The sequence below is a fragment of the Desulfovibrio sp. genome (assembly GCF_019422935.1).
Classification (GTDB): Bacteria; Desulfobacterota; Desulfovibrionia; order Desulfovibrionales; family Desulfovibrionaceae; genus Desulfovibrio.
In genome coordinates, this window is sequence record NZ_JAHZCJ010000011.1 from 44,694 (window position 1) to 57,933 (window position 13,240).

Consider the following 13,240-nt stretch of genomic DNA (forward strand, 5'->3'; position numbering starts at 1 on the left):
CAGCATTCAGTAAGCTTCGTAAGAGGCTTAACCTTTGTTAACTTTTATGGTATAGATTTTGTCCTACATAGCATTTAGAGCCTAACATACTGAAATAACAGGTGGCCAACTTGTGACACTGTGTTAGCTGCAACTTGCTAAGTGGTGAAATAAATTTTATCAAAAAAGTCAGCAGGAAAAAGCTAAGGCACGGCTCCACCGCCCTTAATCCCAGCTGGATATTGCAGGCATAGCACTCTTCTTCTCCTGCTATTTAGCGAAGTTGCCTGCCATGCGCGCCATGTATTCACAAAGCTTGCGCCTGTGTGTATTTCTGCTATAAAATCAAATTCACAAAGTTTGTAACAACAAGACACGCTTGGCATCCCAGAAGGTACAACATGGTCAACCCACCCAAGAGCAAACACATTCCACGCGCGACTATCCAGCGCCTTGCCACATATGTTCAGGTGTTGGAAAATTTCGCACGTGACAGTGTCGAAGTCATTTCATCCAATCCCCTTGCAGAAGCCTGCGGCGTCAACGGCTCGCAGGTGCGCAAAGACCTTGCTTACTTCGGTGAATTCGGCATCCGTGGCGTTGGCTATCATGTCAAATCGCTCATTGCCGCCATAACCTCATCCCTGGGTGTTGACCGCGAATGGCGCATGGCGCTGATCGGTGTCGGCAACCTCGGCAAGGCCATTCTGAACCACGGCGAATTCCGCTCCCGGGGATTCAATATTGTGGGTATTTTCGACTGCGACCCCTTTAAGATCGGCGAAATTGTCCATGGTCTTGAAGTGCACTGCACACGCGACCTCAAGGACATGGTGACAGATCTGAACATCGAGATCGGCATCATCACCACTCCGCCGGAGCGGGCGCAAAGGGCCGCGCAGCACTTGATGGACGCAGGCATTACCTCCATTTTGAACTTTGCCCCCTCGCGCATCAAGGTGCCGGACAGAATCAACGTGGAGTACGTGGACTTTTTCCACCACCTCTATGCGCTGGCGTTCAACCATCCCCAGACACGGTAATCAAACGTGGCACTCACTTCTGTGACATCCTGGCCAGGGCGCTTTCATGACGCCCTGGCTTTTTTGACCCGCCTTGTCCCCCCCCGCCCCTGCTGCACCGCAGATTCTCTCAGCGCGGCCATGCCTTTTTTTGCCCCGGTGGGTCTGGTGCTTGGCGCACTTTGCACGGCAGCCGCCTTTGTCTGCCTGTGGGTCTTTGACGCTCCAGACACAGGTTTTGCAGGCCGCTGTATCGTTGCCGCCCTTGCCGCCTGGGCCTGGATGCTTTGCGAAATATGGGCAACACGAGGCCTGCACTGGGACGGATTATCAGACCTTGGCGATGCCGTAAGCAGCGGAGCCACCGGCGAACGCTTCTGGACTGTACTTCGGGATAGCCGCCTTGGCGCATTTGGGGCTTTGCATCTTCTTGTGGCATTCAGCGGTTTATGGCTGGGCCTCACATGGCAACTTGCCAACGGCCAGTGGATTGCCCCCCTGCTCGCGCCCGCCTGGGGTCGCGCAGCCTGCATCTGGTTGGCGGCATATACCGTGCCGCACGATGAACGCTCGCTCGGCGGCCTTGCCTGCGCTGGCTCAAGCCCGCAACTGGCCCGTTGGCAAGTTGTGCTGGCATCGGGCATGCTCGTACTGATTCTGCTTTTGGGCAATTGCCCTTTCTGGCGCCTGCCCCTGCTGGCCTTTGGTCAATTTTTACTGATCCACAGCATGATCGACACTACGCGGGAACACGGCGGAGTTTCCGGAGATTTTCTTGGCGCGTGTATCCAGTGGAGCCAGTTGTGGTTCCTGTTGGTAACAGTGTAAGCTGAGTCTGACTGACGCAAACGACCGGGTTTGCCCCGGAAAAACCAAGGAGCCAGCTATGGATTTTAAAGCGCTCGCGGAAGCGGCCCGCACCTGCCGCCGCTTTTATGAAGACCAGCCGCTTGGCATGGCCGACCTGGAATGGCTTGTGGACTGCGCACGCGTAGCCCCCTGCGCCAAAAACGGGCAGGAACTGCGCTTCATGCTCGTAGGTAACGGTGAAACCTGCCAAAAACTGTTCGCTCTCACCCGCTGGGCGGGCGCGCTGAAAGATTGGGGCGGCCCGCATCCCGGTGATCGTCCCACAGGTTTTGTGGTCATTCTTATGCCCAAGACGGGTAAGGAGCTGACCTGCATGGATGTGGGCATTGCGGCCCAGACCATCCAGCTTGCCGCCACCAGCCGGAACTGGGGTTGCTGCATGATTCAGTCCTTTGACCATCAGGCCGCGCCTTCCCTGCTGAACGTGCCGGAAGACATGAAAATCGCTTTGGTGCTGGGCCTTGGCCTTGCCAAGGAAAAGCGCGTTGTGGCCCCTATGCCCGAGGGCGGCGCAACTGCCTACTGGCGCGATGCCGAAGGCGTCCACTATGTGCCGAAGCGGAGTCTTGAAGACCTGATCGTTGCACGATTCTAAGTCATTATAGCCTGAACTGATGAAAAAAAATGCGGCAGAGCTTGTCTCTGCCGCGTTTTTTTAATGTCCGGAGCGTTCCCTGATCAGCCAGCATGCTGCACAAGCCACTGACCGAGCAACTGGGCAAGAGCTGTATCGCCGTTGGCATAGGCCGCACGGCGCGCCTGCTGCACGCGTGCCTTTGCCGTGGCCGGGTCGCACATGCCGCCCTCGAATACGGCCTGGGGATCAAGCTGAGACAAGGCTTTGCACACCTTTGGGTCGGGCATGAGCCGCAGGCATTCCATAAGCGTGCCTGTTGCGGCACCGAGGTCGCCCGCCTGCTCCTGATACCGTGCCAGCAAGAGCCAGCCCTCAAGCCAAAGAGGTTCGACACGCAGCAAGGCCTTGCAGGCTTCGCTGTTAAAGGGCTTGCCGCAGAACTCCGCACCCATGCGCTGCTGCTTTTCCTCGGGCAGCACCATCCAGGTATCGAGATCGTCACCAATGCGCAGGTCGTATCCATCCAGTTTTGCCAGCACGTGCTCATCGGGGCGCACTGCCCCGCCTTTGCGCTGCATGAGCAGGGTGCAGTTTTCCCTGTCATAGGCAAAGCGGCCCGGCGTCCGGCTTGTATGATGATAAATGACGCTGCGGCTTTCCACCCGCAGTTTCAGCCCCTGCGCTCGCAGCGCAAAACACAGGTCAATGTCCTCAAACCCGTTGCGAAACCCTTCATGAAAGCCTCCGCAAGCTTCAAACTGCGTTTTGCGCAGCATTATGGCCGCGCCAGTGATGGCCTGCAGGGGATGAGGTTTGCGGGCTGCGGCAAAGCTGCCGGGCAGGTGTTCGTAGAGGTGCCCCACCGCATTGAAGGGATTCACGTAGATGCCGCAGTGCTGCACGGTGCCGTCAGGATACAGCAGCAGCGGCCCGGCCGCGCCGATCTTGGGATCAGCCATGACCTCGCGCAAAGGCGGCAGCCAGTCTGGGGTAAGCGTGGTGTCGTTGTTGAGAAAAAACAGCAGATCTCCGCCAGCCGCCTGAGCCCCGGCATTGCAGCCCCGGGCAAAACCCACATTCTCAGTCATGCGCACGGCCTTGAATGCCGTGCCGAACAGGGCCTCGCCCAAGGGTTCAAGTTCAGAAGCGGTGGCGTCTGTGGAGTGATTGTCCACAACCACCACTTCCATGTTTTCGCCTGCGGAATGCTCGGCCATCGAACGCAGGCAAGGCTCTGTCATGCCCCAGAGGTTCCAGACGGGAATGACCACAGAAACACGGCTTGCTTCCGACATTTCAGCACCTCCGGGCATCAGCGCCCCTGAGCAAAACGGGCGGCAGCCGCCACAAAATTTGGGGCCCAGCAGGGAACTGCCGGGGCAAAAATATGCGTGTACGAAGCCCAGACATTCTGCCTCAGCAGCCCGTCCAGAGCGGGCGCGCTGGTCTGCTTGGCAGTTTCGCCCTTTTTCTGCCCGTCCGGCTCTGCCTCGCGGCCCATGCCCTGACCTTTGCGCAGGCGCAGGCCGTGTCGCGGCGCAGCACCCTGCCAGCAGCAGCGCGAATAATGAAATTCGTGCCCCAGTATTTCCAGCCCCTTGGGGAAAAATGGATTTTCCTCCACCACTGTCCCGCGCACGTATCCAAGGCCCTGCGGCTTGCCGCAAAACTGTGCAACAACGGGGAAGATATTGCTCATGGGCCAGAGTACGCCCTCGCGTTCTATGCCCTGAGACAACAGCATGAAGCCGCCGCATTCGGCATAGATGGGCAGGCCAGCCCCAGCCCATGCGGCCAAGGTGCGCAGATGGGGTGAAGCGCTGAGGTCTGCCGCGCAATCTTCGGGAAAGCCCCCGCCAAGGTAGAGGCCGTCTATTTCTCCGGCATCGCCATGTTGCGGGTTTTCACCGCGCAGTACAGGCCAGACGCTGGAACGCGACCCCACGATCTCAAGCCGCACCAGTTCCGCCCCTGCGCGCTCCAGGGCTTCAAGATTTTCTTCATAATAAAACCACAGGGCGCTGTCGCGCACATAGGCTATACGCGGCAGGCGGACTGATTTGACGGCCTGCGCATCGGGCAACGTGCCGCCCGAATTTTCAGCCGGTGTGGAGGCATCCGTGAGCGGCGCTTCCGTTGGCGCTTCCACAGAATTGAGACATTCCACCGCAATACCAACCGCCGCGTCTACCGCCCCATTTGTTGACCAAAACGGCTCTGCGTGCTCAGGCCAGGGATCGGCAATGGCGGCCGCACGAGCCGCAGCCATCACGGCGTCAAGATTGAGGTGTTCGGCCACAAAGCTGCCAAGCTTGTCGAGCACGGCTCGGGCCTCGGGTGAAAGTTCATCGCCGCAGGAGGCAATGCCCATGTGGCGCTCGGGCAGCGGGTTATCTTTCAGACGCGGCAAGGCCCCAAGCACTGCCACATCCGTATATTCCTCAATAACCTTGCGCAGCAGGGCCTCGTGCCGCGCCGTGCCCACCTGATTGAGCACCACGCCCGCAAACTGCAGCCCCGGCTCAAAGGTTGTCATGCCATGCACCAGTGCCGCTGCCGTGCGCGTCATCTTTGTGCAGTTGATGCTAAGGATGATGGGGCAGCCAAGCATACGCGCCAGCTCCGCTGTGGAGCATGAGCCAGCTACGTCCATGCCGTCAAAAAGCCCTCGGTTGCCTTCAATCATGCCGAGCACTTCTGTTGCGCCGCTTTGCGCCTGTGTTTTGCGCATGGCGTGCGCAAACAGAGCCTTGAGGCGTTCCGGCTGGAGCATGTAGGGATCAAGATTGGTGGCGGGCCTTCCGGCGGCCATGGTTAGCCACGCGGCGTCAATGTAGTCCGGGCCTTTTTTGAAGGGCTTGACCGTATGCCCCTGCGCGGCAAGCGCGCGCGTGAGCCCCAGAGAGAGCAATGTTTTGCCGCCGCCGCCAGAAAGAGCCGATACGCACAGCCGGGGCATGGATGCCGCCGCTGAGCCGCAGGCAGAGTGAGAGAGGTCGGATTGTGGCAAGGAGTCCTGCATGCGGGGCCCTGTGGAGCAGTGCTCTCAAGGTATTGCGTCCATCAGTTTGCACAGATATGGCGCAGTTCTTGGTATCAAAGGCTTGCGGCCCGGCCGGAACGCGAAAATCCACGCTGACCAGGCCGGGCCGCACACCTGACAACGTCAGGAACAAAAGGCAGTTATCACAGTGCAGCGCAGATAAACATTTTCAATGTTAATCTACTCTAGAGGATATTTCTCAATAACAGATTTTGCGCCGAAAACAAGGAAAACAGTGTTTTTTACTACAGGAGTGGACTCTTTCTGTCCATGACTGGAGTAAAGAATGCTGGCTGACGCAATCATCGGCCAAAAGAATTATTGAGAAACAGCTCCTAATGCTTGAAGGAGCGCTGCCCCGTAAACACCATGGCAACCTGCGGCTTGGCCTCGTTGCAGGCCATGATCACTTCCGCATCGCGCATGGAGCCGCCAGGCTGGGCAATAGCCGCAACGCCCTGGGCCACGGCCACGTCCACCCCGTCACGGAAGGGGAAGAACCCGTCCGAAACAAGCGCAGACCCGGCCAACCCGCCGTGGGAGGCTTCGGTGCGGCTTTCAATATCCACAAGCTTGGCGGCCATAGCCGCATCGGTAGCGGCTTTTTCCTTGAGTTCGTAGAGCGACAGGCCAAGTTCGCGGAAGGCAAGCGTGTCTGCATACTTGGTATGCGCCTTGTGGATGGCGAGTTCCACGCAGCCCACGCGATCCTGTTCGCCCGTGCCGATGGCAAGGGTTGCGCCGTCGCGCACAAAAATGACGGAATTGGATGTAACCCCGGCTTCCACTGCCCAGGCAAAGCGCAGGTCGTCCAGTTCCTGCTTGCTGGGAGCGCGGGCGGCAACAGAAACGCCTTCCTTGGTGGTGGCGGTAGCGGGCAAAAAGTCCTTGGCTTCAAGAATGCGGTTCACAAAGGACTTCTGCACAATAATGCCGCCGTCAGCGAGGCTCTTGATGTCAAGAAAGGCCGAGCTGGTCAGCTCTTCAAGCCGCCCAAGGCCGGGCAGTTCCATGATGCGCAGGTTTTTGCGCCCCTTGAGTATCTCCACCACGCCTTCTTCAAAGGCGGGCGCGGCAACCACTTCAAAATAGTTGGCAGCAACAATTTCCGCAGCTTCGCGGGTAAAGGGACGGTTGACCACCACGGCCCCGCCAAAGGCGGCGATGCGGTCGCACCAGAAGGCCTTTTCAAGGGCCGCAGCGATGCCGTCATTGCTCCAGGCCGCGCCGCTGGGATTGTTGTGCTTCAGAATCACCGCCGCAGGGCGTTCGGTGAGGTACTGCAAAATATTGGCCCCGTTGTCCACGTCCGTGAGGTTGGTCTTGCCGGGGTGCTTGCCGGCCTGAATCATCTGGCTTTCGGTAAGCGCGGAAACAATGCCGTTGCCGGGGCCGCGCCAGTTCAGACCGCCACACGTGATGGTGCCTTCCTTAAGCGCGTAGAGCGCGGCGGGCTGGTCGGGGTTTTCGCCGTAGCGCAGGCCCTTCTCCTCGTTGTCCAGCGTCCAGGTGCGCTTTTGGTAGACGAGTTTTTCATCGCCCAGAATGATGGTCATGGTGTCAGGGAAAGCGTCCTTGTGGACGGTGCTGTACATGGACTTGAGATCCGACATGCTTGCCTCCAGATGTTCGCCGATCAAGTGAGGCATTCGCATACCATAAAACATGCCGGACAACCAGCCCCGATTCGCTGCTGGCGGCGGTTGGGGCGGCCTGGAGGTTGCAATGCGGCAAGGCCCATCGACAGAACGGCAGGACGCCACGCCAGATCAATAAGGCGCACGGCTGGCAAGGGGAGTGTACTCTTATGGTACTCGACCCGCAGCAGCCGAAGCCTGACGCCGCCTGGCGGCAAACCTGCCCGGTCCATGCCCGCGTTGACGAAATTTCATGCGCACACTACAGTACCTTGTTACATGGGAGGTAATATGGAAAAGCTGCTTGTCAGGCTGGCCCAGCAATTGGACGCCATTGACGAAGCCTCGCTTATGTCGTTGTGGAGCAAGTATGCTACGACGGCCAGCCGCTTTGAGCCCACCAAGAGGTGGGAGGAAGCTACGCTCGTATTTTCGCTGATTCAGGCCAAACGCTGGAAAAACCAGCTTTTTAACTATCACTGGGCCAGGCAGGCGCAGCCGCTTGGCAAGGAGCCTGAAGGCGCGGTCAATCCCATGCCGGAATTTGAGCTTGAAGGGCCGGAGGCCGCGCCTGCGGCCAGCAAGTGCAGGGTGCTTGAGTTTAAGCCCTCCAGATCGAGCGAAAGGGAACAGACTGACCCCAAGCCCGAAAGTTGACGCGCATGCAGGTTAGATGACCCTGGATGGTCATTTGACTTGCAGTTGCATACGGGATACGTATCATCAAAGGCTTTGCGTCCCGCTTTAGCGGCAGTAGGGCCGTAGGGTAGACTCCCTTCGGTCGATCTGTCGCGTCCGGCGTATGAACGCGCCTTACATCACCCGCCGTTGCGCGGCGGCATTGCAGGCAGGTAACACCATGGCGAATACGGTCATCATCGGCGCTCAGTGGGGCGACGAGGGCAAGGGCAAAATTGTTGATATGCTGAGCGCCCAGAGCCGCGTTATCGTCCGCTTTCAGGGCGGCAACAACGCAGGGCACACCATCAAGGTGCAGGGCGAAGAAACCATTCTTCACCTGATCCCTTCCGGCATACTGCACGAAAACAAAATTTGCCTCATCGGCAACGGTGTTGTGCTCGACCCGCATGTGTTCCTCGAAGAAGTGGATCACCTTGCCGCCAGAGGCATTGACGTTTCGCCCGCGCGCCTTGGCATCAGCAAGAAGACCCATCTGATCATGCCGTATCACAAAAGCCTGGATCAGGCCCGTGAAGCCAAACGCGCCGGGCACAAAATCGGCACCACTGGCCGCGGTATCGGCCCCTGCTATGAAGACAAGGCCGCCCGGGTGGGCCTGCGCGCAGGCGACCTGACCGACCCCGATCTTGTGCGCGCCAAGGTGGCTCACGCCCTGCAGGAAAAAAACGTTCTGCTGCGCGACCTCTACAAATTTGAACCTCTTGATGAAAACACCGTGAGTGAAGAGCTGCTGGCTCTTGCGCCCCGCCTTGTTCCCTACCTCACCGAGGTGGAAGAGCGCATGCAGGAAGCGCAGGCCGAAGGCGGCGATATCCTTTTTGAAGGCGCTCAGGGCATCCACCTTGATATCGACCACGGCACATACCCCTTTGTGACCTCGTCCAATACGGTGGCGGGCAATGCATCGGCTGGCTGCGGCATTGCGCCCTCGGCCCTGAACCGCATTGTGGGCATCGTCAAGGCCTACACCACACGCGTGGGTTCCGGCCCCTTCCCCACCGAACTGCTGGACGACACAGGCAGCTACCTGCGCACGCAGGGGCATGAATTCGGCGCAACCACGGGCCGCCCCCGCCGTTGCGGCTGGCTGGATGCCGTGGTGCTGCGCGAAAGCGTTCGCCTCAACGGGCTTACGGACATTGCCCTGACCAAGCTTGACGTGTTGCAGAACCTGCCGGTGCTGAAAATCTGCGTTGCCTACGAATACAAGGGCAAGCGCCTGAGCTACCTGCCGCAGGAGGAATGCTCCCTTGGCAGCGTAACGCCCATCTACGAAGAAATGCCCGGCTTTGAAGAAGACATCACCCAGTGCGCCAGCTATGAAGAGCTGCCCGCAACTGTGCGCGCCTATATCGCCCGCATTGAAGAGCTGACGGGCGTCAAGGTTTCGCTGGTTTCGGTGGGCGCTGACCGCCGCCAGACCATCGTGCGCTAGGAGGCGGAGCGGCCTTACAGGTCATGAACACCCTGCTGCCCGCCATAGCTGATGCCGCCTTTGACCGGCTGAAGAGCGTACTCGACAATCTGGGTGCGACTCCGCCGCAGGTATTGCTGCTTGAGGGCGGCAGCGAGGCCCAGCGCCTTGATACGGCACGTTACTGGGCAGCCCGCGTCAACTGCCCCCAGGCGGAAACATCGGGCGCGCCCTGTCTGACTTGCCCCGTGTGCATGCAGATTGCCGCTGGCGAGCATCTGGATCTGGCAGCGTATGACGGTCGCATAAGCAACCGTGAAGATGAAGAAAACCCTGGCCCTGTCCGTGCGTTCAACATGGAACGCGTGCGCGAACTCAAGGTTCGCCTGCGGGATGCTCCGCACGGACAGGGGCGCAGGGTTGTTATACTTATGGGGCTCAGCCTCACCCGCGACGAAGCCTCCAACGCCCTGCTCAAGGCCCTGGAAGAACCCTCAAGCACCACCGTCTTCGTTCTGCTCGCACCCCAGCGCGAACAGCTCTTGCCCACTCTGGTTTCCCGCTCATTCTGCCTCACGCTGCCGTGGCCCGACAGCCGCGCCGATGATGAAGACATGCGCCCATGGGAAGACGCCCTTGCGCAATTTCTTGTTCAAGGGCAAGGTTTTTTTGACCGTGTTGCTGCCAAGGGAGCCATCGACGCAGCAGGGGCAACCCGCTTGTTGCTGTGCTGCCAAAAAGCCATGAGCAGAATACTTTCAGACAGGCAAGACCCGGCGCGCCCGCTGGATGCGGCCCTGGCGGGGCTGCGCGGCAAGGCCCGCGCCGTAGCCTGCCAATGGTTTGCCGAAGCTCAGGATGCCCTGAACTACGGAGTTACTCCGGCCAGGATTCTTGAGGCGCTGGCGGCACGGCTTTTTGCCTTGCGGCGTACGGCGGGTCAATCGTAACAGGCGTTCTGCGTCACAGGGTTAAGGCATATGGGCAACAGGCATTTTTTCCTTCTTACGCTCCTGTTCTGCTTTGCCTTATTGTGCCCGTTGCAGCTCACAGTTCAGCCTGTCTTTGCCGATCAGCAGCGCACCGTGCGTGTGGCACTCCCCCCCATTTCGCAGTTCAACCGCGTAGATGACGGGCAGGTTGTGGGGTACATTCCCGACTACCTGACCCAGCTCACCCGCTATACGGGATGGAACATAGTTTACATTGTTGAAAAAGACTGGGCCGCTTGCCTTGCCGCTCTGGACAAGGGCGAGGTCGATACTTGCGCGCCCGCCCGGTATTCGGCTGAACGCGCCCACCAGTATCTCTACTGCGCATACCCCGGCGGTACTTCCTACACAGCCATTCTGGCTCCCAATGATTCTCCGGTTATTTACGATGATCTGGAGAGCCTCGCGCAATTACGCGTGGGGAGCCTGGGCAATTCCATATGGCTTAAGGATTTTGCCGACTTTATCAAACAACGCGGCGGCACAATGCCCACCATTGTGGAGTACCCCGGCAGGGAAGAGTTGCGGGAAGCCATGCACTCCGGCCAGGTGGACGCCATTCTGGAAACCGTACTTTCGTTGCGGAACGATGAAAAAATTCTGGCAAAGTGCAAGCTCACGCCTTTCTTCTACATAGGTTCACCTAAAAATCCAAAACTCATGCAGGAACTTGAGCAGGCCATGGTGCAGCTCAAGATGGAGCAGCCCGATCTGGAGTATCGCCTGGGGCGCATGTATCTTCCGCGCATGTTTCAGACGCCGCTTACTCGGGCGGAACTGACATATATCGCTCAGCAACCGCCCCTGCGCGTGGGCTATGATCCTGACCGCAAGCCCTATTCGTGGCAGGATCCAGCCACGGGGAACGCACGTGGCATCCTGCCGGACATCCTCCGCGATGCAGCGGCGCGCAGCGGCTTACAGTTTACTTTTGAGCCTTATGCCGTGCGCCCCGCGAATTTTACAGATGTCTATGCCCAAAACAGGCTGGATATGGCCTTTGGTTCATTTACTTCTTCAGCCCTCCAATCGCACAAGAATTTTCGCCTGACCGCGCCGCTGACGCGCAACAATCTGTACCTTTACGCAAAACCCGATGTAAAACTTGAGCAACAGTCGTTATTTACACTGGCGGTACCGGCAAATATCTATAATGCGGCAGAGTACGCCTCCCGCATGTTTCCCAATGCGGTAATCAAGCTTTTTTCTGATGAGGAAGCATGCCTGACAGCCACGGGCCGCCGCGAAGCCAACGCCATTCTGGGCAACTCCATGGTTCTCAACAACCTGACGAGTTCCCCGCGTTTCAGCGAGTTCAATCCTGTCACCAGCTACAGCGATATTGAAGAAGCACGCCTGACCATCCGGCCGGGGCTGCCCGATATGCTGCTGGGCATTTTGAACAACCTTCTGCTGACCATTGACGATAAAAGCCGAACCCAGATCATTTCCAGCAATATCGCAGCAGCAACCACATCCCCCACACTGGGGGATATTGTGTACGAAAACCGTTCGCTGCTGATGGTTATAGCCGAGCTGATGCTCTTTGTTTCGGCTCTTGTTGCCTACGCCCTGCACCTTCGCCGCAAAAGTCTGTCAAACCAGATGGCCAGCGAGCAGCGCCTTGCCCACATAGCCGACAATATAAATGGCGGCGTCATCAGCATATCTACCCAACTTCCCTTGCAGATTCTTGATGCCAACAACGGATTCTGGCAATTGCTCGGCTACGATGCCGACAAGCCGCGAACGACCAATTTTATTGATCTGCTGCATACTGACGACACCCAAAAGCTGATGGGCATGCTGGCAGACAAAAAAAATAGCCCTGTGACAAACACCACGGAGTTGAGGCTTCGCCACAAGGATGGTCAATGGCTTCCCCTGCTGTTGCGCGGCACATTTTCCGGCGATGAGAATGCTCACCGCTCCATTGATTGCGTGGTGGTGGATATCACCGAGCAAAAGCGCATGCAGGAAGAGCTTGAGCAGGAAAAAGAGCGCTACCGGATACTGCTTGAGCAGTCGCAGGACATTTTTTTCGATGTGGATACCGAAAAACGCCAGTTCCGCTGTTCGCCGAACTTTTTGCTGAAATTCGGCAGGGAGGCCACGCCCCTCTTTAACGAAACCGGCCGCCCAACCAACAGGCACATCATCCATCCTGAAGATCTGCCCGCCCTCAACGAACTGCGCCGGCGCATCCGCAGCGGCAACCCCACTGCTTTTGCAGTCATGCGCATCCCCACTGCCGAGGGGCGCTATATCTGGTGCCGAGTGCAGGCCACACGCATCAGCAAGCAAGACGCACCCTTGCGCCTTGTGGGTAAAATTGTTGATATTGATGAAGAAGTGAGACGCCGTGCCGAGCTTGAGCGCCGCACCCAGCGCGACAGTTTGACGGATCTGCTGAACAAGACCGCCTTCCGCGACAAAATATGCGCAGCCATGCCTGCCAAGCCGCAGCAGGATAAGACAGACGCGCTCCTGTTCCTTGATCTGGATAATTTCAAGCTGATTAACGATACCTTTGGGCATGTCAGGGGCGATGCCGCCCTGCTTGAAGCCAGCGATGCCCTCAAGCGCATCTTCCGCAATGCTGATGCTGTGGGCCGTTTCGGCGGCGATGAATTCTGCGTTTTTGTCAGGGGTATAACCCGAGTAGCGCTCAAGGAGCGGGCCGAGGCCCTGCTTGCAGAACTGCACAAATTTATCGAGCACGAGGGTCAGCGCGTGGAGATCACCACGAGCATAGGCATCTATCTGTTTGACGGCACCGAGGCGTCTTACGATGTGGCCTTGCACCGCGCGGACAATGCGCAGTATCTGGCAAAACAGGCTGGCAAGAACTGCTACCGCTTTTATGATGAAACCCCTGAAGCCTGGGCTGACGAAGCGGATACAGCCAAGCAAGTCAGCGAAAGCGCAGCGACGTAATCCCTGCAGTGGGCTTTTGGTACGCGTCTATTTTGCCGCTATAAATAAAAAGGCCTCCCGCCACGTG

10 protein-coding genes are annotated in these 13,240 nt (G+C 58.3%); 7 read left to right on the top strand and 3 right to left on the bottom strand.

Translation table 11 applies throughout. The features are described 5' to 3' along the window. The first annotated feature begins 380 nt into the window (after positions 1-380). The 3 genes from QZ383_RS13100 to QZ383_RS13110 are packed head-to-tail and all read left to right on the top strand — an operon-like array spanning position 381 to position 2,466. Positions 381-1,022 (top strand): redox-sensing transcriptional repressor Rex, encoded by a 642-nt coding sequence (locus QZ383_RS13100; RefSeq protein ID WP_022658857.1) that lies wholly within the window; start codon positions 381-383, stop codon positions 1,020-1,022. A gap of 6 nt (positions 1,023-1,028) precedes the next feature. Further along, positions 1,029-1,829 (top strand): adenosylcobinamide-GDP ribazoletransferase, encoded by an 801-nt coding sequence (locus tag QZ383_RS13105; protein ID WP_291446063.1) that lies wholly within the window; start codon positions 1,029-1,031, stop codon positions 1,827-1,829. A gap of 58 nt (positions 1,830-1,887) precedes the next feature. Continuing rightward, the gene (locus QZ383_RS13110) at positions 1,888-2,466 is read left to right on the top strand and encodes a nitroreductase family protein (RefSeq protein ID WP_291446066.1); all 579 of its coding nucleotides are present in this window, start codon (positions 1,888-1,890) and stop codon (positions 2,464-2,466) included. Between the two features lie 83 nt (positions 2,467-2,549). Here the strand turns inward: QZ383_RS13110 and QZ383_RS13115 are convergent, their stop codons facing one another. The 3 genes from QZ383_RS13115 to QZ383_RS13125 all read right to left on the bottom strand — a co-directional run bounded on the left by QZ383_RS13115 (position 2,550) and on the right by QZ383_RS13125 (position 7,104). Continuing rightward, positions 2,550-3,743 carry a glycosyltransferase family 2 protein gene (locus tag QZ383_RS13115; protein ID WP_291446068.1) on the bottom strand — a complete coding sequence of 398 codons (1,194 nt, stop codon included), beginning with the start codon at positions 3,741-3,743 and terminating at the stop codon, positions 2,550-2,552. Between the two features lie 17 nt (positions 3,744-3,760). Next, positions 3,761-5,407: a cobyrinate a,c-diamide synthase gene (locus QZ383_RS13120; RefSeq protein ID WP_291446069.1), complete on the bottom strand. Its 1,647-nt coding sequence runs from the start codon at positions 5,405-5,407 to the stop codon at positions 3,761-3,763. Positions 5,408-5,826: 419 nt separating this feature from the next. After that, positions 5,827-7,104 (bottom strand): IMP cyclohydrolase, encoded by a 1,278-nt coding sequence (locus QZ383_RS13125; RefSeq protein ID WP_291446070.1) that lies wholly within the window; start codon positions 7,102-7,104, stop codon positions 5,827-5,829. Between the two features lie 315 nt (positions 7,105-7,419). On the opposite strand from QZ383_RS13125, the gene QZ383_RS13130 reads away from it, so the two are divergent. The 4 genes from QZ383_RS13130 to QZ383_RS13145 all read left to right on the top strand — a co-directional run bounded on the left by QZ383_RS13130 (position 7,420) and on the right by QZ383_RS13145 (position 13,173). Continuing rightward, on the top strand, positions 7,420-7,785 hold the full coding sequence (locus QZ383_RS13130; RefSeq protein WP_192112622.1) for a hypothetical protein: 366 nt from the start codon (positions 7,420-7,422) through the stop codon (positions 7,783-7,785). A 202-nt stretch (positions 7,786-7,987) separates the two neighbouring features. Further along, positions 7,988-9,265 carry an adenylosuccinate synthase gene (locus tag QZ383_RS13135; RefSeq protein ID WP_209818275.1) on the top strand — a complete coding sequence of 426 codons (1,278 nt, stop codon included), beginning with the start codon at positions 7,988-7,990 and terminating at the stop codon, positions 9,263-9,265. A gap of 23 nt (positions 9,266-9,288) precedes the next feature. Further along, complete coding sequence (locus QZ383_RS13140; RefSeq protein WP_291446072.1) at positions 9,289-10,194, top strand: DNA polymerase III subunit delta'; 906 nt, start codon at positions 9,289-9,291, stop codon at positions 10,192-10,194. Positions 10,195-10,329: 135 nt separating this feature from the next. Then, positions 10,330-13,173 (top strand): diguanylate cyclase, encoded by a 2,844-nt coding sequence (locus QZ383_RS13145; protein ID WP_291446074.1) that lies wholly within the window; start codon positions 10,330-10,332, stop codon positions 13,171-13,173. The last annotated feature ends 67 nt before the right edge of the window (positions 13,174-13,240 follow it).